The sequence below is a fragment of the Psychromonas sp. genome (assembly GCF_047632995.1).
Classification (GTDB): domain Bacteria; phylum Pseudomonadota; class Gammaproteobacteria; order Enterobacterales; family Psychromonadaceae; genus Psychromonas.
Window position 1 is genome coordinate 30650 of sequence record NZ_JBLIEK010000003.1, and the last position, 20024, is coordinate 50673.

The window sequence follows — 20024 nt, forward strand, 5'->3', positions numbered from 1 at the left end:
TAAAAATCCCCAAGCTACTTGAATATCGTAGTTTGGGGATTTTTTTCAATATGAAGGAAACCAACGCAAGATTAATTAATAGCAATTAATTCAACATCAAAAATCAGTAATGAACCAGCGGGGATTTTTCCCACGCCGCGATTCCCATAAGCTAAATTACTGGGGATATAAAAGCGGAATTTATCACCAGCAACCATCAGCTGCACTCCTTCCGTCCAGCCGGCAATAACTTGATTGAGGCCAAAAGAGATTGGTTCGCCACGGTTCACTGAACTGTCGAAGACAGTGCCGTCGATTAACGTGCCATGGTAATGCACTTTTACATTACTGCTCGCGGTGGGATGAACAGTACCCTCTCCTTGGGTTAATACTTTATACTGCAGACCGGACGCAGTACTGTTGACGCCCTCTTTTTGTCCGTTTTCAGCAAGAAAATCAACGCCAATCTGAATGTTTTGCGGTGCATTTTTATCACTGGAAAAACGTTGAAAGATAAAAAACAGAGCAACTAATATCAGGGCGATTATAATTATTTTTGGCACACTGCAGACCTTATTCAATAAATTTAAAAACTGACTTTACTAAATTTACAGCCGCAGTGGAACAGTTAAGCAATAACTAACCATAACGCGACGGCTAACATCATGCTGCCAGCCACCCTATTCAAAATCATCAAACTGCCTCGCTGCTGCAACAGATTGCGCAGGCTGCGCCCTCCAGTGGCATAAAGAAGCATACAGAGAAGCTCGAAACATAAAATAACCGCAATCAAAATGGTGGCCTGAGGGAGCAGTGGCCGACTGGCATCGATAAAGGGTGGTAACAGTGAGATCATAAATGCCCACCCTTTCGGATTGGCGATGGCGGTGACAAATCCCTGCATTGCAAGCGTCAATGGCGCAACGTTCTCTTGCGTTTCAATATTTGGCGAAATGGCCATTTTACCGCGTGAGCGCCACATCTGCAGCCCCAGATAAAAAAGGTAAGCTCCGCCAAGATATTTCAGCGCAAGAAACAGATTCGGATGGGCCAACAAGATGGTCGCGACACCAATCAAGGCAGAGAGAGAAACCAGTGCGACGCCCACCAGCTCACCCGCCATCATCCACAGGCTGCGACGCACGCCAATGGTCATACCTAAGGTCATTGCTAGCGTCATACAAAGCCCGGGGGTGGCCGAGACAGCGAAAAAAGTGGGTATAAACAGTATCAGAACAGAGGTGTCCATCGAAGCTCCATGATTGTAAAGGCGATGAACAGTGTAATGGCAAATTGTCTGCAGTCAACAAGCTGGGCTAGGCAAATTTTACACATTGATAGGAAAAGAAAAACAAAAGCGCAAGTCAAGCCACTGAGTAGCTGGCTAACGGCGTCCTTTTAAATAATCTAATCTCAACTGTTGTGGAAATTTTTCGATCGCATAACGCAGCATAGTGCGGGGCATCTGCGTATAGAACTTATCGAGAAACTGCATCTCGACACTAAAATCACGCTTGCCAATTTCTCGTAGCATCCAACCGTTCGCCTTATGCATCAGATCATGAGGGTGGTGTAATAGATGCTCGGCTAATTGTAGCGTTAGTTGAAAACGGCCTGCACGTATAAAAGCAAAACTGCTCATTACCGCAATACGCTGAAACCATAAATTTCCGCTGTTCGCTAATGCCCAAATTTGCTTATCATTTTTATCTAATAGCCAGGTCCCCAATAAATAATGGGCGGAACTATCCACCAGATCCCAGTTATTCACACCATCAAGATATTTAAGATAAAAAGCGATAATTTTCTCCTTTGCATCTTCCTCTGCTTTTTCAAACTGTAAACGTAAGATAAACAGCGCCAGCAGACGTTGCTCATGTATCTTGGAAGTGATTAACGGGATCAGCTCATTAAGTGTTAACTGTTGCTGTTTTTTGGCAAGCTTACGAAGAGGTGGAACGCGTATTCCCCAAAACAGATCGCCCTCACCATAGCCACCGGGAAACGCTTTAAAAAATTGAGGAAAAAAAAACGCTTTTTCAGGCTCGATATAAGTTTTTAATTCATCTATAAGTTGCTGCATTGCATTGCCTTTCTAACCAGTGAATTTTATAGGGAAAACACCCTGCACTTATTAGAGTAACAGTTCACCTGCGATAGGATGAAAAACAGTACAGGAATCAATTAATGCTTTTGCCGTTAATTTAGGTACGCCATAAGCCTCTGTGGTTACCCCATAATGGTCCTTTACCCGGTCCAATAAAATAGCAAAGTCTCCATCACCCGAGAGCAATATAATAGTATCTACTTGCGCTGCAATCTCCATAATGTCGATAGTAATGCCCACATCCCAGTCACCTTTAGCGGTGCCGTCACTGCGCTCGATATAAGGTTTTAGCTTTACGGTAAAGCCAAGATGCCTCAGTACTTCTTGAAACTTTTGCTGCTGACTATCACCGCGATCGATAGCATACGCAAAGGCGCTAACTATCTCCCCCTGCTGCTCAATAAGCTGCCACAGTTTACGATAGTTAAACTGTTTTCCGTAAGCTTGCCGGCTGGTGTAATAGATATTTTGCACATCCGCAAACAGGGCTATTTTCTTCATTAAAAACCTTCTCTTAGTCGTTTTATTTTCTACAAAAACAGAAACACTGCTATAAAAAAGCCTTAAGAATATTAAGGCTTTTTTTATCTATTTATGAACAATAAAAATAACCGCGCTTATGAGCCAACAAAATTATGACGTGCTGAGCGTTGCTTTTTGTTACTGCCCGTATTTTCACCTGAACGCTGCCCATCACGATGATCCAGATGTGCTTTTTTCGGTTTTTTAGGATGAGCGGGACGCGTGTCCAACACTGAAGGAGGTAACGGCTCGCCCGGTTCAAAACCTTTTAGCGTAAGGCGTGGAATCTCTTTTTTGATCAGTTTTTCAATATCTTTAAGCAGTTTAAATTCTTCATTACAAACAAGTGAAACAGCCTGCCCTTCATTACCCGCACGACCTGTACGGCCGATACGGTGTACATAATCTTCGCTGACATGCGGCAGATCAAAGTTAACTACCTGCGGCAACTGGTCGATATCAATTCCGCGCGCAGCGATATCGGTTGCCACTAATGCTTGAATTTGCCCGGCTTTAAATTCGGCTAATGCTTTGGTGCGTGCGCCCTGACTTTTATTGCCGTGGATCGCTGCAGAGCGGATACCGCGTGCTTCTAAGTTCTTCACTAAACGATTGGCACCATGTTTGGTTTTTACAAATACCAACACTTGCTTCCACTCTTTCTCTTTAATCAGGGTGCTTAAAAGAATCGATTTTTTAGTTTTATCGACTTCATAGAGCGTTTGCGTCACGTTTTCTGCAGTTGTATTGCGCGGACTAACCGAAATTTCAACCGGATTATTCACTAACCCTTTTGCCAGTTTACGAATATCTTCTGAGAAAGTGGCAGAGAAGAGCAGATTCTGACGTTGTTTCGGTAAAAATCCAATAACACGTTTAATATCGTGGATGAATCCCATATCCAGCATGCGATCCGCTTCATCTAAAATAAATATTTCTAACTGCTTAAAACGTACCGCATTTTGGTTGTACAAATCCAGTAGACGACCCGGTGTGGCCACTAATATATCGACTCCGCCACGTAAGATCTGCATTTGCGGATTAATTTTAACGCCGCCAAAAACCACGGCGCTGCGTAGTTTAGTGTGCTGCCCGTAAGTCGCAACGCTGGCATGCACTTGCGCCGCTAGCTCGCGTGTCGGCGTTAAGATAAGTGCACGTACCTGATTGGGCTTAGGGCGATCCCCCTTTTCCAGTAAGGTCAATAAAGGCAGGGCAAAACCCGCCGTTTTACCGGTACCGGTTTGCGCGGCAGCCATGACATCTTTACCCTCTAAAATAGCAGGAATTGCCTGAGATTGAATCGGTGAAGGTGTTGTATAACCTTGCTCTTTGACCGCTTTTATCAGCGCGTCGGGTAAACCTAATGAATCAAAACTCATAACTGGCTCTCTTAAGGTGATGGAATGCATAAAACAGGCGCGTAGCTTACAGCAACAACGCATTTTGTGCTACGCCGCGGTTATATACCCAAGCCAGCTCAAGATGTAGATTCAGAGTTAGTTTGAGTATCAATAAAAATCGCATAAACAATGTACAAATCAAGGTGATTAAAATCACATTTTCTGTATAATAGTGCACTGTAAAAAAGCAGCGCTGCATTATCCGCTGCAATCCACACATATTATAGGAAGACAATATTGCTTAGTACTAACAACATCACCATGCAGTTTGGTGCAAAACCTCTTTTTGAAAACATCTCTGTTAAATTTGGTAACGGCAACCGCTATGGTCTGATTGGTGCTAACGGTTGTGGTAAGTCGACATTTATGAAGATCTTGACCGGCGATCTTGAGCCAAGTTCAGGTAATGTCGCAAAAGATCCTAACGAGCGTATCGCAAAACTAAATCAAGACCAGTTCGCTTTCGAAGAGTTTTCTGTCATAGACACAGTATTGATGGGTCACAAAGAGATGTGGGCCGTGATGGCAGAGCGTAACCGTATTTACAATCTTCCTGATATGAGTGAAGAAGACGGTATGAAAGTTGCCGATCTGGAAACTGAATTTGCGGAAATGGATGGCTACACAGCAGACGCACGTGCTGGGGAACTGTTACTGAGCGTAGGTATTCCACTTGCTCAACATTACGGCTTAATGTCAGAAGTTGCCCCCGGCTGGAAACTGCGTGTACTGCTTGCACAGGTACTGTTCTCAAATCCAGAGGTGATGTTACTCGATGAGCCGACCAATAACTTGGACATCGACACTATCCGCTGGTTAGAAGGTGAATTAAAAGCGCGTCAATGTACTATGGTCATTATCTCGCATGACCGTCATTTCTTAAACTCAGTCTGTAATCATATGGCTGATATAGATTACGGCGAACTGCGTTTATACTCTGGTAACTACGATGAATATATGACGGCAGCAACACAAGTTCGCGAACGTCTGCTTTCTGATAACGCCAAGAAAAAAGCACAACTCTCTGAACTGCAGGATTTCGTAAGCCGTTTCTCTGCAAACGCATCAAAAGCCAAACAAGCAACCTCGCGTGCCAAACAGATGGATAAAATCGTACTTGATGAAGTTAAACCGTCGAGTCGTGTCAATCCATACATTATTTTCAAACAAGAGAAAAAACTGTTCCGTAACGCGCTTGAAGTAAAAAATCTTAGTAAAGCATTTGATAAAACCTTATTCAAAGACCTTAACCTGATGGTTGAAGTGGGTGAACGTATCGCGATTATCGGTCAGAATGGTGTCGGTAAAACCACATTATTACGTGCGTTAATGGGCGAAGTGGCATTAGATTCAGGTACATTCAAGTGGTCTGAAAATGCCAACTTAGGCTACTACGCGCAGGATCATGCTTACGCATTTGAAAAAGACCAAACCTTAATGGAATGGATGGGGCAGTGGATGAAACCGGGTGATGACGAGCAGTTTGTCCGCGGTACATTAGGCCGTTTACTGTTTGGCTCAAATGATATCGGTAAGTCGGTGAAAATTATCTCAGGTGGTGAACAGGGGCGTATGCTGTTCGGTAAATTAATGATGGATCAGCCTAATATCCTATTAATGGATGAACCAACCAACCACTTGGATATGGAATCTATCGAATCATTAAACCTGGCACTGGAAAACTATGCTGGCACATTACTGTTTGTCAGTCATGACCGTGAGTTTGTATCTTCACTGGCGACCCGAATTATTGAAATTAAAGAAGATAAAATTATCGATTTCCATGGTCCATACAGCGAATACCTGAAAAGCCAAGGTATTATAGGCGGTTAACTCCTCCTCGCGTGACAATAAAAAAAGGGCTTAATGCCCTTTTTTTATTTATTACTCAGTGGCTTTGGATAAATACAGGTAACGTAAATCATTTCCCCATAAATAGATGTATTTGCGCTTTTTATCTTTGCTCACGACACACTTGCCAAATAAAATAATGCCCGCTCCTTCGACATCGTGCTGATTTTCAATTGCAAAACGGCTCAGTAATAGATCTCGATATTTTGCAATAGGTATGCCGACACTGCGATCTTCCGCAGGATTTAACCAGTTAAGCGCAATATCTGCATGAGAAATAGTCCCCCAATACATACGCGGCGCACCGTTCTCCGTGGGCTGCGCATCGCCAATATTGACAAATAAATTTTTAGCACGCCATTTATGAGTTTCACTGGTATAGATCCAAAGATCGGATCCCGCGAGCGAACTGCCCCGTAATAAACTAGTGAGCAGTTTTGCTAAACCTTGCTTTATAGACTTGGGCTGATCATTAGAGGGTGCCAGCGGCGTCTCTTTTGTTCCCGATTTGGCACTCGGAATTGACGAATTTAACACATCGCCTGTACTTGAGAGGTCATCCGAAACTATCTGCGTCTCTTTCTTCCTCTTAACCATCGGCTGATTAAAGTCGATCACTAACGCATCGTCTTCTAATAAGATCTTTTCCAGTTCCGCGACCTGCTTCTCTTCCTCGCTTTTTCGGGCGGAAGGGTTAAATTCCTGACAATCTATTTTATGATAACGCGAACCAAAACAAGCTTGTTTGCCATCTTTGGAGGCTCGGCGGAAATATGCTTTTTGCTTACAAACGGGGCATAGCAGCGAATAACGTAACTTATCGATTTGTGTTTCAGGTAATCCTTTAAACTCAAAAATTGAATACGTTTTTGGGTTGTCTTGATCGAACGTACAAATAGCATCAAGCATCTTTTTTCCTGAATAAATAAGCTTTACGCCCAAGCTACTTGAACTACCGCAGATCGGCAAGTGGCGATTTAATATAACGCTAAATATGCCCAAATTACTTAAAAATGTCGAAGCGGAATTTTAAAGTAATTTGCTATACAGCCGAAGAGGTAAAGCCAGTAAATCGTGAGATGAGCAGACTAGGCGTGAAGTTAAATATAGCCTACTATTGCGCTTTTGATAACAGAAAAATGAACCCTCGACCATGATGGTTCATTCTCTTTTACCTTTATTGTAGCTAGCAAAATTCCGAGGCGATATTAGAATGAATAATAATCGCAGCTTCTAACCTGCCATTAAGTGGTTGATATTTAACTTATTTACCAGCGCATTCAGTGATTCACTTACCTTGGTTAATTTCTCATTAGAAGCTTGCACTTGCTGCATATTTTGCGTTACCTGTTGAGCTTGTAACTGAATTTCAACTGTACTTTTAGTCACTTCCGCCGCCGTAATGGATTGCTCTTCCATTGCAGTGGCAATACCTGTATTAAAATCGCTGATCAGCGCGACAGAACTTACGACGGGCGCGAGCCTATTTTGCACAATCTGAGTTTGCGCTAAACTTTCATTGGCATTTTCACTTTGAGTTTGTACCGCTGACGTTGCATATTTTGTGGTTTTTACCAGGTTAACAATAATGGTTTGAATTTCTTGTGTAGAATTAGCTGTACGTTGTGCGAGTTGTCTCACTTCATCCGCAACCACGGAAAATCCCCGTCCATGTTCACCGGCTCTGGCGGCTTCGATCGCTGCGTTGAGTGCTAGTAAGTTGGTTTGATCGGCAACACTTTTTATAACATCTAATACCGACTCTATCGCCCCACTATCCTGCTCTAGCTGTTTCATAAAAGTATTTAAGGATAAGGTTTCATGACTTAAATGTTCAGTTTTTGTAGCGGCATCATTAAGTTTTTTATTGGCATCATTGATAGCCAAGCTTGTTTCTTGTGTGCTTAATGATATCTCTGCTGCATTTTCCACTACTTCAGAAAACGAATCTGAAAGCTGCTGAAGGGTTTCTGCAACAACTTCGGTTTTTTGGCTTTGTAGATTTGATGCCTGCAAGGCATTGTTGGATATGCTTTGCATCTCCTGCACCGAACTCAAAATAAGATCGGCTTGTTGCTGCAGTTGTTCAATCATATCTTGCAAGTAACTCTGCAGATGCAGTCCTGCTCTCTTAACCAGTTCGATCTCTTTAAAATTAATTTTATTATTGATTTTTTTGTCAAACTCTCCTCGTGTCATGCCGGAAAAGAAGGGGGCCAACTGAGATAGAAAGGAGAAAGTTAACCCTTGCAGTAAAAATGAGATAACCAGCAGTAAGATAATCACACAAACGGCCGTTAATACAGCCCATGAAACCTGTTTGGCTATCTCTATTTTAATCTCTTTAACTTTGCCGTTAAATAAACCAAATTGCTCTGTTAATGCCTCTAATGCAGCTATCAGTGACACTCTGCTCTCTATCACTTTACTCTGCATCTTTTGCGTTGTATTCAACTCTTTGCTATAGCGCTTATTAAGTGATTGCAGGCTCAGCAAGGCTTCACGACCCAAATTAATCTCTTCTGGATTAAAATCATCTTCATCTGCGGCTTGTATAATGCCCAGATCCGGCAACTTGGCCAATGCTAACGTTAACGTTTCCATTGCACTGTTTTCTTTTAATAAATCATTTTTAATAAGATCTTTATTACTAATTATAAAACGGGCTCTGAGCTGCGTAATAGTTTGCAGTTTATGGCTGAGTGTTAATAACAGTTGTAAATATTTTAGCTTATCGGTTTCTGTAATCGTTGATTTTTCCACATAGCCCATCAGACTATTGAGATCACCCGACCTGCCACGTTCATTATTAATCAATAACGCACTGGGATTTGCTGATAATTTACCAGCGGCACGCACCGCTAATATATTTATATCAAGATTATTAATAAGCACTTTAATAGCTGCATTTTCATCCGTTGATAACCAGTCTATATTTTTATCAGAAAGCGCCTTTAATGCGTTTTGCGCTAAATGCAGATAATTCGCGTTACCTGAATTTAGGTACTGCTCTAATTTAATGTGCACCTGCGTATCGATAATATTTTTTACATCATAAAACTCTTGGTTTATTTGATAAGGCCGATCCATTTTTTTCCAGCCCCATCCCCCAATCACGATTAAACACAATGTAAATACAATAATTAAGAGTGATATTGCATTGCTTACTGTTTTTAAATTCATAATCCCTGCTCAAATAGATATATAGATGATTAAGGTAGGAGAGTCTATTTCAATAGCATTGCAGTTTTGTGACATGATCTGACCAGTTTTTAGGAATCATCAATCTCCGTTGGCAGATATTGATGATAAACAAACTGTTTTATAAGTGTTTAAATTTCAGATGGAAGAGTGCAGAGATAATGAACAAGCCCCCTGAAAGGCCCTTATTCTCGAGGTTAAGCACATGCAAAAAGATAAGCAAACAGGCTGGAAAATAGCGGCCCGTTTGCCTTGCTACAGAAAAATTCGAGCGGCGGATTTACTCACTGCACAAAATGGATTTTTCCCTCTTTTACATCCACCACTATTTTTTTGCCTGTTAGTAATCTTCCCGAAAGCATCTCTTGCGCCAGAGAGTTTTCTAATAATTGCTGAATGGCCCGTTTTAACGGCCGAGCGCCGTAGACAGGATCGTAACCTGCCGCCACTAACAGATCGATTGCTTGCTCTGAAAAGGTCAACTGATAATCCCGAGCTTTAAGGCGTTGCTCTAATTCATGTAACTGAATGGTCGCAATTGATTTAATATGTTGCTGTCCGAGCGGATGGAAAACCACTGTTTCGTCAATTCGATTGAGAAATTCAGGGCGAAAATGTTTGCTCAACTCATCGAGTAATAGCGATTTTATCTGTTCATAACCTATTTTATCAAAACGTTCATGGATCAGTTCTGAGCCGATATTGGAGGTCATAATAATCACACTATTTTTAAAGCTTACGGTACGCCCTTGTCCATCTGTTAAACGCCCATCATCCAAAACCTGTAATAAAATATTAAATACATCAGGATGTGCTTTTTCCACTTCATCTAACAAGATAACCGAATAGGGTTTGCGGCGCACCGCCTCGGTCAGATAACCGCCCTCTTCATAGCCCACATAGCCGGGAGGCGCACCGACTAAACGAGAGACGGAGTGTTTTTCCATAAACTCAGACATATCGATACGGACCATATTATCTTCGCTATCAAAAAGAAAATTGGCTAATGCTTTACAGGATTCGGTTTTACCCACACCGGTTGGTCCGAGAAAAAGAAATGAACCGATAGGACGGTTTGGATCGCTCAATCCCGCCCGACTGCGGCGAATTGCATTGGCAATCGCATCAATCGCTTCATTTTGACCTATCACACGTGAATGCAGCTTGTTTTCCATCTGCAATAATTTATCCCGCTCACCTTCAAGCATTTTGGTTACTGGAATACCTGTCCAATGCGCGAGAATTTCTGCCACTTCATTTTCAGTGACGCTGTGCTTTAACAGAGTCATCTCCTGCATTTCTGCTTGTGTGGCAAAATCCAACTGTTTTTCTAATTCGGGAATTTTACCGTATTGCAGTTCTGACATACGCGTTAAATCAACTGCCCTGCTGGCAACCTCAAGATCTAAGCGTGCCTGCTCCAATGCCTGTTTAATATTTTGCGTACCTGATAGGGCCGCTTTTTCTGTATTCCAAATTTCATCAAGCTCTTGAAAATCTCTATTTTTTTCCGCTAAAGTATTATCGATATCTTGCAGACGCTTAATGCTGGCTTCATCATTGTCATTTTGCAGCGCTTTCTGCTCTAATTTCAGCTGAATAATTTTACGCTCGAGTTTGTCTAACTCTTCCGGCTTAGAGTCCATCTGCAAACGGATACTTGATGCCGCTTCATCGATCAGGTCAATCGCTTTATCCGGTAACTGGCGATCCGCAATATAACGGTGCGAAAGCGTGGCAGCAGCAACAATGGCAGGATCGGTAATTTCTACCTTATGGTGCAGCTCGTAACGCTCTTTTAACCCCCGTAAAATGGCAATGGTATCTTCAACAGAGGGCTCTTCTACTAATACTTTCTGGAAACGGCGTTCAAGGGCGGCATCTTTTTCAATATATTGGCGATATTCATCAAGCGTAGTGGCCCCGACACAGTGCAGCTCGCCACGTGCTAAGGCCGGTTTTAACATATTGCCCGCATCCATTGAGCCCTCTGTTTTACCCGCGCCGACCATGGTGTGGATCTCATCGATAAAGAGAATGATCCGCCCCTCCTCTTTTGCCAGTTCCGATAAGACAGATTTTAAACGCTCCTCATATTCCCCCCGATATTTAGCCCCCGCAATCAAAGCGCCCATATCCAAGGACAAAACCCGTTTATTTTTTAATCCTTCCGGCACCTCACCATTCACAATTCGTTGTGCCAGTCCTTCAACAATAGCGGTTTTACCCACACCAGCTTCACCAATAATCACCGGATTATTTTTGGTGCGTCGCTGCAGCACTTGCAGCATGCGGCGCACTTCATCATCACGTCCGATAACCGGATCCAGCTTGCCCTGCTCTGCACGTTCGGTTAAATCAATAGTATATTTAGCTAATGCCTGATCCTGACCCTCTTCATTTTGCGAGTCTACTTTTTGGCCGTTACGAATTTTATCAATCGACGCGGCAACTTTTTCTTTAGTTATTCCTAACTGTTTTAAGATCTCTCCCAATCGGCCTTTTTCTTCACAGGCGGCAAGCAAAAAAAGCTCGGAAGAGATGAATTTATCTTTTGATTTTTGTGCGTATTTGTCACAGAGATTAAAAAGAATACCTAACTGGGCGGAAAGTTGAATGTCACCGCCAATGCCCATCACTTTTGGTATTTTGTCTAATTCCGTAGAGAGCTGCGAGCGCAGTAAATTAATATCAACTTCCAAATCTGCTAAAATAGGACGAATCGAGCCGCCATCTTGATTTAGCAGCGCCAACATCAGGTGAGTAGCTTCAATATATTGGTGATCTCTCCCTAATGCCATGGATTGCGCATCGGAAAGGGCTAATTGAAACTTACTGGTTAATTTATCTAAACGCATGACTTGAATCTCCAACAATCATCTATAGTAATGAAGATGGAGGTTTATTTAGAATATATCAAGGATCGAGGCTCAAAAATGGCGTAGATAAGGGCTTTTAACGCATTTTATTGTCATAAATTAATCTAGCCAGATCAAACTCGCCATCCGCCCAGTCTGTCCATCTCTGCGGTAAGAGTAAAAAAGATCCGGCTCATTAAAGGTGCAGTGTTCGCTTGCGCTTATCTGTGCAACATTAAAAGGCGCTAAACGCAATCTTGCTAACAGCTGCAGATAGGCAAGCCAGCGCCCATTAACAGCAATAAAAGCAGATTCCGCATCTTTGTTTTGGGTAATAAATTGGGAGCGGACATCATCGCCCACCTGAAAAGCGCTTTTGCCAATACAGGGACCGAGCCACACCAGCAACTCGGTTGAATCTATTTTTAATGCGTCACAAATAGTGGAGAGCGATTTTTCAATAATACCATCACATAAACCGCGCCAGCCGGCATGAATAGCACAAACAAAACTACCTTGCTTATCGGTCACTAACACCGGCAAGCAATCTGCAGTCATCACAATACAAGGTTTATTACTAGACGACGTCCAGACAGCGTCAGCTTCATGGCCGCTGCCACTATTATTTTCAAGTTTATGTAATATTGTGCTATGAGTTTGCTTTAACCAGCATAATGAAGGGGGTAAAGAGAGTTGCTCTGCAAGCAGTGCACGGTTATTTAAAACAACAGAGGGGTTATCTGCAACGTGTAAACCTAAGTTCAATCCCTGGTAAGCACCTAAACTTCTTCCGCCTAATCGTGTTGTTGAAAAAGCGTGAACATGTGCAGGTGCTGACCAATTTGGCTTGAGCAACTTCAGCATTGACTTTTACTTGGAAAAGAAAATAGCATCCGCGCGTAATATGCGTGCAAGCTCGACCATATCATCTGGTACAGGCGCATGCCATTCCATCATTTCACCTGTAATGGGATGCGCTAAACGTAACATAATGGCATGCAGTGCTTGGCGTTTAAAAGCACGTAACGTAGTGATTAATTCCTCTGATGCACCTTTAGGTGGACGAGGGCGACCGCCGTAAACCGGATCACCGACCAAGATGTGTCCAATATGCGCCATATGCACGCGAATTTGGTGGGTACGCCCTGTTTCCAAACGTAAGCGCAGACGTGTGTGAGCACGATATTTTTCGGCAACACGATAATGCGTTACCGCAGGTTTGCCACCCGTTTCATTGACCGCCATTTTTACACGATTTGCTTTATCACGGCCAATTGCCGCTTCAACACGCCCACCCGCTGTAAAGCACCCCATTGCAATAGCATCATATTCACGGGTGATTTCACGCGCTTGTAAATTTGCGACTAAGTGTGTCTGTGCCGGTACTGTTTTAGCGACCACCATCAAGCCAGTGGTATCTTTATCTAAGCGATGTACAATGCCCGCTCGTGGCACTTCTGCAATTTCGGGGTAATGGTGCAACAATGCATTTAAAATCGTGCCATCAGGATTTCCTGCGCCAGGATGTACCACTAAACCTGCAGGTTTATTGATAACTAAAATATCATCATCTTCATAGATAATATTTAATTTAATATCTTGCGCTTTAAATACGACTTCGTCTTCTAATATGGCATCAACATCAACCATCTGGCCTGTATAAACTTTTTCACGAGGGCGGGCAATAACGTCACCATCAATTTTGACCATATCCGCCAAAATCCATTCTTTGATGCGCGTACGTGAATAATCAGGAAATAACGAGGCTAATGCCTGATCTAAACGAAACCCTAATTGTTCGTCAGTAACTTCTGCGCTGAGCTTTAACTGTTGACTCATATATTTGTTCTCTTTTCTCTATTACTAGTGCTTTAGTTATATGCAATTGGATGAATAAGCTTAATTTGATTGTTTACACTGCAATCTTGTCACATTTTAGCTTTTTTAACTTTTTTAACTTTTCTTTTTATAGTCGATATAAGATACTGTACTTTTATCTGCATTGGCATTATATCACTTATGAAAAAGATCCTCAGACTATTAACGACCTCCGTTTTTATTGTTTTCTTAGCCACGGGCTGTTCCTCTAAAAAAAATGAAAAGCCTAAAGTGAGTGATAAGCCTCCCGTGGAACTTTATGCGGATGCAAAAGTTTCATTACAATCAGCAAATTTCGAAAAAGCAACAGAAATACTAGAAGCTTTAGATAGTCGCTACCCTTTTGGCCCGCATTCAGATCAAGTGCAATTAGATCTTATCTATGTTTATTACAAACGTGATGAAACAGCCTTAGCGCTTGCAAGTATTAACCGATTTATTCGCCTTAACCCAACCCATGAAGATCTTGATTATCTCTATTACATGCGCGGTTTAACTTACATGGCAACCGATCAGCAATTTTTCCAAAATTTATTTGGTATTGACCGCTTTAACCGAGATCCAAGTAATGCCCAACAGGCATTCAAAGACTTTGCATTCCTGATAAAACGCTATCCAGACAGTCAATATGCGCTGGATTCGCTGCAACGCTTAATTTTTATTAAAGACAGATTAGCACGTTATGAAGTGGCCATTGCACAATGGTATATTAAACGAGAAGCTTATATTGCAGCCATTAATCGCGGTAAAATAGTATTAAATAACTATCCTGATACTGCATCTGTTGAAGATGCGCTGGAAATAATGATTGAAGGGTATGATGCACTTGGCATTAAAGAGCCCAAGGATAATGCACTGGCGGTGTTGAAGTTAAACTTCCCGACAAACCGACTCTTAACCGGTCCTGAGTCTTGGGATAAAGATGCATAATAGATTGGTAAAATAATCGCCATAAAGGAGAGTCTGACTCTCCTTTATTACCGAATGAGGTTTAAACCGCTTCCTCATTTTCTTCACCTGTGCGAATGCGAATAACACGTTCAACTGGCATAACAAATATTTTACCGTCTCCGATTTTACCCGTTTGAGCGGTCGCTATAATCACTTCAATACAACGGTCCACATCTTCTTTTTTAACAACCAGCTCGATTTTTACTTTTGGTAAGAAATCGACCATATACTCAGCACCACGGTATAGTTCGGTATGCCCCTTTTGACGGCCAAAACCTTTTACTTCTGATACTGTCATTCCTGTGATATCAATATCTGCAAGCGCTTCTCTAACATCATCCATTTTAAACGGTTTAATAATTGCTTCTATTTTTTTCATCGCGGTCTCTTCTTTATATGATTTTGAAACTAATAATAATTGCTAACTGTAATACAATTAGGCTAAATATACAGGCACAAAATGTAAAATAACATTACACTAGTAGTTTATGCTCTACCGCTAGGAAAAAATATGGCACCTGTGCGAGGTTTCACACTTCTAGAACTTATTATTGTATTAATCATTAGTATGTTGTTAATAACTATTGGTATCCCCGGCTTTCAAACATTAATACAAAATAATCGCTTAACCTCGGTCGCCAGCACCATTCAATACCAGCTTTTATTTGCACGCAGCCAGTCTGTTGGTCTGATTAATTATGTCACAGTCTGCCCACTGGAGAGCAATAGCTGCACAACCAACTGGATAAAAGGGATGGATATTTTTATTGATGCCAACCAAAGTAAAACCTACGACAGCGGAGAAGTGTTGCTCAAGTCGGGTGAAGCTTTTAATGCTAACGATACACTGGTTTTTCCAACATCGAGCATCACCTACACGCCCGATGGCCAAATAACCGGAAGCTCGGCACAGTTTCGATACTGTAATGGTGACGGCGCAATCGGCGTGCACGTTGCTTACAGCGGCCGTGCTAAAATTGTCGATGCCACTGATTGTAATTAATCAATGACATACGGTATTTTATAGTAATAAGATGACGCGTTTTAAAAAGGGGTTTTAGCTTCTAACTCTCTCGCCTCTTTACTTTTAAAAAGTTTATCGGCTGCAACACATTCATAAACGCTTTCTATTATAGAGCCCGTCACGCCGTCTGCGTAATAAACAATACGCCCTTCTAACTCACTCTCAAACTCACTTTGCGTTTTTCCGACACTGACAAAACCATGAACAACATCACTTTTATCATTCAGTGCCAAATAGCATTTATAATATGTACGTACACCGTTTTTGTCCAAACTTTTAGCAAGTGTAAACGGACTAACTAAAAACATGGTCATCATTAGCAGTAATAATTTACTGTTCATCTGTTTCTCCTTATCTAAAAATAATGATTACTTCCAACAAGTTGTATTGGTTGCTGATTTAGCAAGTTCATGAGTAATACTTAGTGTGGCACAATCTGTATCTGCGGCTTGCGTGCTAATAGCAGTGGCCGTTAAAGTAAAATCTTCAGTTGCCTTTGCAGAGCTTGTCGCTATCGAGTAATAACCATTATCCGTAATAAAAGGGTTAGCAGACAGCCCTAATTCAGTGTTTAAATTAACAGCGTACTTATGATGATCTAAATAATACATCTCTTGGCGATTAGCGAGATCCAGCAATGCAGACTGGGCTTCACTGCGCTTAGATTTTAAAACGTACTGCATATAACTTGGGTAGGCAACGCCCGCCAATATACCGATAATGGCAATTGTAATTAGCAACTCTATTAAAGTGAACCCTCTATTTTTCATTCATTTACCTTTGAAAACAATCTATTTAAAAACAATCGATTTACAAAAAATGCTAACAGGCCAGTTAAGCCGGTTAGCATTTGATGACATTATTTCTCTTTAAAATAACTATAAATTCGACGTGGCATCATATCGGTTTGAGTATCAACCGTTCCCGTATGAACAATCTCTTTTTCATTTGTCTCAGCATTGGTCACTATTATTTTATCGCCCTGACCAACCCCGAGTAAGCGGATGACGCTATTACCCTCTTCATCAACACCGGCATGAATTACTAATGAATCAGGTACACGAGAGCCGATATCTTTTTTAGCCACAGGCTCTCCAGCGTCATCAGTGAATCGACTTTGACCTGAATGTAAATCAACCGCATATAACCATCCTGTTCCTAAATCCCCTACACCACAGTCAATATTAACTGTCGAGTTAGGAACAAACGAGGTGAAATAGACAGTCCCTTCGAGTACCGCACCTTGCCCTAGTGATTTTTCACCTACTGATGTGAAACGATATTGCCAGCCAGATGCACTGCTCATATCCGCAAACACATTGAGCACCTGCTCACCTGTGTATGAGGTCACAGGATCGCTGGTAATATCGTAAAGATTAGTAACGCCAATCGAGGTTGGTTTTGCGGGAAAGCCAACTTCGCCAAACAGTGTCGGCGCTATTGCATAATCATGGAGCAGGTAAAACGCATCATCGACGTCCGTACTCGAAGCAGGATGAGCACGATCACCCGAACCTAATAAAAGGCCATCATAGGGGACTTTATTATAAGAAAACTGCCCACTTTCACTTTTAACCACATTGTTTTCAAAGCTGCGCACAATCACAGGGGCGGTAAAGAAACGCCTGTCTGTACTCGCAGTATCTCCGCCTAAATTGGCCAGCTTAATTATCGACCATTTACTCGTATCCGCACCAGCTAAATCCATACGCCATATATTGCCGCCCGTATCTCCGCTATAGATGCGATCAATATAGCCATCATCATCACTGTCCAATATTCCAACTTTGCTTGGAATACTATCGCGAATACAGTGTTTATCATCAACAGCACAACTCGCGCCATCAACCGACCAAATTTTATCCCCGGTTAATGCGTTGACAATATATACAGCGCGGCCCGTCACATCATCACAGGCCTCACTCTCTGATGGAGTGCAGGTGTCTTTATTTGTATCGTATCCTCCACCAAACACTAAACCTGGGTTAACTGTTACAACACTGCCGACTTTATAAGAGAATGTGCCGATGCTTGGCATTGACCACGTCTGTGCTAACTCACCAAAACCGGGTGTACTTGAGTCAATTTTCCATGCTAGTTTAGGTGCATCAGGGTTGGTTATATCTAATGCGTAATAACTACTGCCGCCGCGTCGCATTCCTACGATTGCAATAATTTTCTGCACTGAACCTGATTGATATATTTTAATTGCAATTGGGGAGAGATCCATACCGTATTGATGCACACTTGAATCAGCCGCATCTTTTAAAGAGATCCCCTGGTTTAGCAATTCATCCGGAATAAACGCCCAATTTTCACTAACGGTATCGCCGTTATCGGTAAACATATGCAAAAATCCGGCATTGGTGCCCACCAGCAAGCGTACCACTTGTGTCCCCCCTTCAGTATAGGTAATGGCTAATGGTTTAGAATGCAGAGGATCAGCAAAGAGATCACTGCGATAATCAATGACGGAGTTATCACCGTTTTGATCATCAACATCCAGCCCTTTTAACCAGTTCAAAGAGTCGCTCAAATCAGTTTCAGTTACGCCTAACTGCAGAGCAAGCTCGGCATCGCTTGTTAAACCATAATAAGTTTTAAGGTTTGCCAGATTTGGCTCTAGCAGTCCACTGCTGCTTATATTAGAAACTATTTTCCGGGTAGTAATATCGCCAAACATTGATGTGATCCCACCTTCAGCAACCGCATTACCATCTTGGATCCCTCCCCAATAGGTGGAGGCATTATCTTTGATATTACCATCGGCATTTATTGCCGGCGCGCCTAACCTGTCAACCAGTATTCCCGAGGCATTCATGGTTAGCTTTTTAATATTGCCTTGCCACACTGATTTATTGCCTGGCATAAACATAGAATAATAAACAGAATCTAAACTGCGTGTTCTATCGAAATTATTATTCGCAATGGCAGGAGAAGACAAGCTGGATGAACTGTTTAAAATATCTAAAATAGTTGCCTGAAACGCGTTTTGCAATGCAGTTGAGTTGGTCGCAGGATAATATTCCCCCCCCCCTCTAACCGCGGTTTCTGTCAACAATTTTCCCGCATCATCAACTGCGCTTTGACCAAATCCAATAGTATAAGTGGTAACATGCTGATCACCATTTTCGGCATCACCATCAATATCAAAGTTATTCATCCACTCTGTCAGCGTCGGCATATAACTGTCTTCGATAGCGCCATTGCCCGTTAGTGCGCCTACCAATGGATTTGCGTCTGTATCACTGGTTGGCACACCGTCAGTCATTAAAATAATATATGACCGCTCCTGACAAGTTTCAAATGGCGATAAATAAACCCCACCATCTTCGGCACTGGTATCACGCGCAGGTGTTGAAGATGAGTCATCATCGCCGTAATAAACCGCTTTACCCGCATAATAAAGGTAGGCCTCATACATACTTTCACAAAGTGGTGTATTACCACTGGCATTAAGATTAAGAATTTGATTAATAAGGGTTTGTGATTGCCCTACATCTCTGGTCATTACTGAATTAACAATACGACCGCCATTTCGAGCAGGAGTTCCGTAGTTATAGTTAAACACCTCTAAGCCAAAATCAACCGAGGGTGTACTTTTAATTAGAGTTTCAATCGCTTCTTTGGCAATTAGTAAACGGCTTTTATTGGTCACGCCAGCGGTGTTATCCCAATAGATATAATTAGCTGAATATAACGTAACGGCGTCTTTACTAGAAAAGACATTATTAACGGTCGAAATATAAGGGCCAGGACGCCCGTCTTTTGGGAAACCAAGATCATTTGTCGTTGCAGGATTACTCGGATCAGCATTTAGCACATCCTCTTTACATTCAAAGAGGTCGCCACTGTTTTTAAATAACCTTCTCCAGCGAGAACGCTCCCATCGGCGCAGGTTACCGTTATATAGCCCGACAGAATCAAGCAGCGCTAACGATGCCTGGCAGTTATTTTTACTGGTTAAAAAATATTGGTTGCTGTCTGTGCTAGGGATATCCCCACCGACTCTAGTCCAATAAATCTTATTGGCATCTCCTCCTGCACCATAATCGTGTCCTGGATCATAGGGCTCTTGCACTACCTCTTCTGAGCTTGTCATACTGCCAGAAGTATCAAAAATAATAAGTACTTGTGGGCGGATACCATTTTGCGCAGTGACATCTGCCACAAAAAGCTCGGTATCGTCCGCGCTTGCAAAAGCGCAGTGCAGGCTCAATAATCCAATTAAAAATAATTTTAATAACATA

Annotated in this window: 17 protein-coding genes; 3 read left to right on the plus strand and 14 right to left on the minus strand. The window is 42.1% G+C overall.

What is annotated here, in order from left to right; translation table 11 throughout:
* Positions 1 to 71: 71 nt before the first annotated feature.
* The 5 genes from ACJAT7_RS01230 to ACJAT7_RS01250 all read right to left on the minus strand — a co-directional run bounded on the left by ACJAT7_RS01230 (position 72) and on the right by ACJAT7_RS01250 (position 3990).
* Positions 72 to 515 carry an FKBP-type peptidyl-prolyl cis-trans isomerase gene (locus ACJAT7_RS01230; RefSeq protein ID WP_415225020.1) on the minus strand — a complete coding sequence of 148 codons (444 nt, stop codon included), beginning with the start codon at positions 513 to 515 and terminating at the stop codon, positions 72 to 74.
* A gap of 92 nt (positions 516 to 607) precedes the next feature.
* The gene (locus ACJAT7_RS01235; RefSeq protein WP_415224972.1) at positions 608 to 1228 is read right to left on the minus strand and encodes a LysE family translocator; all 621 of its coding nucleotides are present in this window, start codon (positions 1226 to 1228) and stop codon (positions 608 to 610) included.
* Between the two features lie 135 nt (positions 1229 to 1363).
* Positions 1364 to 2062 (minus strand): DNA alkylation repair protein, encoded by a 699-nt coding sequence (locus tag ACJAT7_RS01240; RefSeq protein WP_415224973.1) that lies wholly within the window; start codon positions 2060 to 2062, stop codon positions 1364 to 1366.
* Positions 2063 to 2113: 51 nt separating this feature from the next.
* Positions 2114 to 2587, minus strand: coding sequence for an NYN domain-containing protein (locus tag ACJAT7_RS01245; protein WP_415224974.1), 474 nt, complete (start codon positions 2585 to 2587; stop codon positions 2114 to 2116).
* Between the two features lie 116 nt (positions 2588 to 2703).
* A complete protein-coding gene (locus ACJAT7_RS01250) occupies positions 2704 to 3990 on the minus strand; it encodes a DEAD/DEAH box helicase (RefSeq protein ID WP_415224975.1) in 1287 nt (428 codons plus the stop codon).
* 258 nt (positions 3991 to 4248) lie between these two features.
* Here ACJAT7_RS01250 and ACJAT7_RS01255 point away from each other — a divergent pair, with 258 nt between their 5' ends.
* Positions 4249 to 5844 (plus strand): ABC-F family ATPase, encoded by a 1596-nt coding sequence (locus ACJAT7_RS01255; protein WP_415224976.1) that lies wholly within the window; start codon positions 4249 to 4251, stop codon positions 5842 to 5844.
* A 51-nt stretch (positions 5845 to 5895) separates the two neighbouring features.
* Here the strand turns inward: ACJAT7_RS01255 and ACJAT7_RS01260 are convergent, their stop codons facing one another.
* The 5 genes from ACJAT7_RS01260 to rluD form a co-directional block, all read right to left on the minus strand.
* Positions 5896 to 6771 carry a hypothetical protein gene (locus ACJAT7_RS01260; RefSeq protein ID WP_415224977.1) on the minus strand — a complete coding sequence of 292 codons (876 nt, stop codon included), beginning with the start codon at positions 6769 to 6771 and terminating at the stop codon, positions 5896 to 5898.
* A 324-nt stretch (positions 6772 to 7095) separates the two neighbouring features.
* Positions 7096 to 9045, minus strand: coding sequence for a methyl-accepting chemotaxis protein (locus ACJAT7_RS01265; protein WP_415224978.1), 1950 nt, complete (start codon positions 9043 to 9045; stop codon positions 7096 to 7098).
* Positions 9046 to 9347: 302 nt separating this feature from the next.
* Positions 9348 to 11921 carry an ATP-dependent chaperone ClpB gene (gene clpB / locus ACJAT7_RS01270; protein WP_415224979.1) on the minus strand — a complete coding sequence of 858 codons (2574 nt, stop codon included), beginning with the start codon at positions 11919 to 11921 and terminating at the stop codon, positions 9348 to 9350.
* 120 nt (positions 11922 to 12041) lie between these two features.
* Positions 12042 to 12785: a peptidoglycan editing factor PgeF gene (gene pgeF / locus ACJAT7_RS01275; RefSeq protein WP_415224980.1), complete on the minus strand. Its 744-nt coding sequence runs from the start codon at positions 12783 to 12785 to the stop codon at positions 12042 to 12044.
* Between the two features lie 6 nt (positions 12786 to 12791).
* A complete protein-coding gene (gene rluD / locus ACJAT7_RS01280) occupies positions 12792 to 13760 on the minus strand; it encodes a 23S rRNA pseudouridine(1911/1915/1917) synthase RluD (protein ID WP_415224981.1) in 969 nt (322 codons plus the stop codon).
* Between the two features lie 180 nt (positions 13761 to 13940).
* On the opposite strand from rluD, the gene ACJAT7_RS01285 reads away from it, so the two are divergent.
* Positions 13941 to 14729: an outer membrane protein assembly factor BamD gene (locus ACJAT7_RS01285; RefSeq protein WP_415224982.1), complete on the plus strand. Its 789-nt coding sequence runs from the start codon at positions 13941 to 13943 to the stop codon at positions 14727 to 14729.
* A gap of 61 nt (positions 14730 to 14790) precedes the next feature.
* On the opposite strand, the gene ACJAT7_RS01290 is transcribed toward ACJAT7_RS01285, so the two are convergent.
* On the minus strand, positions 14791 to 15129 hold the full coding sequence (locus ACJAT7_RS01290; RefSeq protein ID WP_415224983.1) for a P-II family nitrogen regulator: 339 nt from the start codon (positions 15127 to 15129) through the stop codon (positions 14791 to 14793).
* Positions 15130 to 15261: 132 nt separating this feature from the next.
* Here ACJAT7_RS01290 and ACJAT7_RS01295 point away from each other — a divergent pair, with 132 nt between their 5' ends.
* Positions 15262 to 15753, plus strand: coding sequence for a GspH/FimT family pseudopilin (locus tag ACJAT7_RS01295; RefSeq protein WP_415224984.1), 492 nt, complete (start codon positions 15262 to 15264; stop codon positions 15751 to 15753).
* Between the two features lie 41 nt (positions 15754 to 15794).
* Here the strand turns inward: ACJAT7_RS01295 and ACJAT7_RS01300 are convergent, their stop codons facing one another.
* The 3 genes from ACJAT7_RS01300 to ACJAT7_RS01310 form a co-directional block, all read right to left on the minus strand.
* Positions 15795 to 16115: a TapY2 family type IVa secretion system protein gene (locus ACJAT7_RS01300; protein WP_415224985.1), complete on the minus strand. Its 321-nt coding sequence runs from the start codon at positions 16113 to 16115 to the stop codon at positions 15795 to 15797.
* 27 nt (positions 16116 to 16142) lie between these two features.
* Positions 16143 to 16544, minus strand: coding sequence for a type IV pilin protein (locus ACJAT7_RS01305; protein ID WP_415224986.1), 402 nt, complete (start codon positions 16542 to 16544; stop codon positions 16143 to 16145).
* Positions 16545 to 16633: 89 nt separating this feature from the next.
* Complete coding sequence (locus ACJAT7_RS01310) at positions 16634 to 20023, minus strand: pilus assembly protein (protein ID WP_415224987.1); 3390 nt, start codon at positions 20021 to 20023, stop codon at positions 16634 to 16636.
* Position 20024: the final 1 nt, after the last annotated feature.

Excerpts from the sequence above, each read along its gene's own strand:
- clpB (WP_415224979.1), bottom strand. The coding sequence starts at position 11,921 with ATGCGTTTAGATAAATTAACCAGTAAGTTTCAATTAGCCCTTTCCGAT.
- ACJAT7_RS01240 (WP_415224973.1), bottom strand. The coding sequence starts at position 2,062 with ATGCAGCAACTTATAGATGAATTAAAAACTTATATCGAGCCTGAAAAA.
- ACJAT7_RS01235 (WP_415224972.1), bottom strand. The coding sequence starts at position 1,228 with ATGGACACCTCTGTTCTGATACTGTTTATACCCACTTTTTTCGCTGTC.
- ACJAT7_RS01245 (WP_415224974.1), bottom strand. The coding sequence starts at position 2,587 with ATGAAGAAAATAGCCCTGTTTGCGGATGTGCAAAATATCTATTACACC.
- ACJAT7_RS01285 (WP_415224982.1), top strand. The coding sequence starts at position 13,941 with ATGAAAAAGATCCTCAGACTATTAACGACCTCCGTTTTTATTGTTTTC.
- ACJAT7_RS01310 (WP_415224987.1), bottom strand. The coding sequence starts at position 20,023 with ATGTTATTAAAATTATTTTTAATTGGATTATTGAGCCTGCACTGCGCT.
- ACJAT7_RS01300 (WP_415224985.1), bottom strand. The coding sequence starts at position 16,115 with ATGAACAGTAAATTATTACTGCTAATGATGACCATGTTTTTAGTTAGT.
- ACJAT7_RS01295 (WP_415224984.1), top strand. The coding sequence starts at position 15,262 with ATGGCACCTGTGCGAGGTTTCACACTTCTAGAACTTATTATTGTATTA.
- ACJAT7_RS01305 (WP_415224986.1), bottom strand. The coding sequence starts at position 16,544 with ATGAAAAATAGAGGGTTCACTTTAATAGAGTTGCTAATTACAATTGCC.
- ACJAT7_RS01250 (WP_415224975.1), bottom strand. The coding sequence starts at position 3,990 with ATGAGTTTTGATTCATTAGGTTTACCCGACGCGCTGATAAAAGCGGTC.
- ACJAT7_RS01260 (WP_415224977.1), bottom strand. The coding sequence starts at position 6,771 with ATGCTTGATGCTATTTGTACGTTCGATCAAGACAACCCAAAAACGTAT.
- ACJAT7_RS01290 (WP_415224983.1), bottom strand. The coding sequence starts at position 15,129 with ATGAAAAAAATAGAAGCAATTATTAAACCGTTTAAAATGGATGATGTT.
- ACJAT7_RS01265 (WP_415224978.1), bottom strand. The coding sequence starts at position 9,045 with ATGAATTTAAAAACAGTAAGCAATGCAATATCACTCTTAATTATTGTA.
- rluD (WP_415224981.1), bottom strand. The coding sequence starts at position 13,760 with ATGAGTCAACAGTTAAAGCTCAGCGCAGAAGTTACTGACGAACAATTA.
- pgeF (WP_415224980.1), bottom strand. The coding sequence starts at position 12,785 with ATGCTGAAGTTGCTCAAGCCAAATTGGTCAGCACCTGCACATGTTCAC.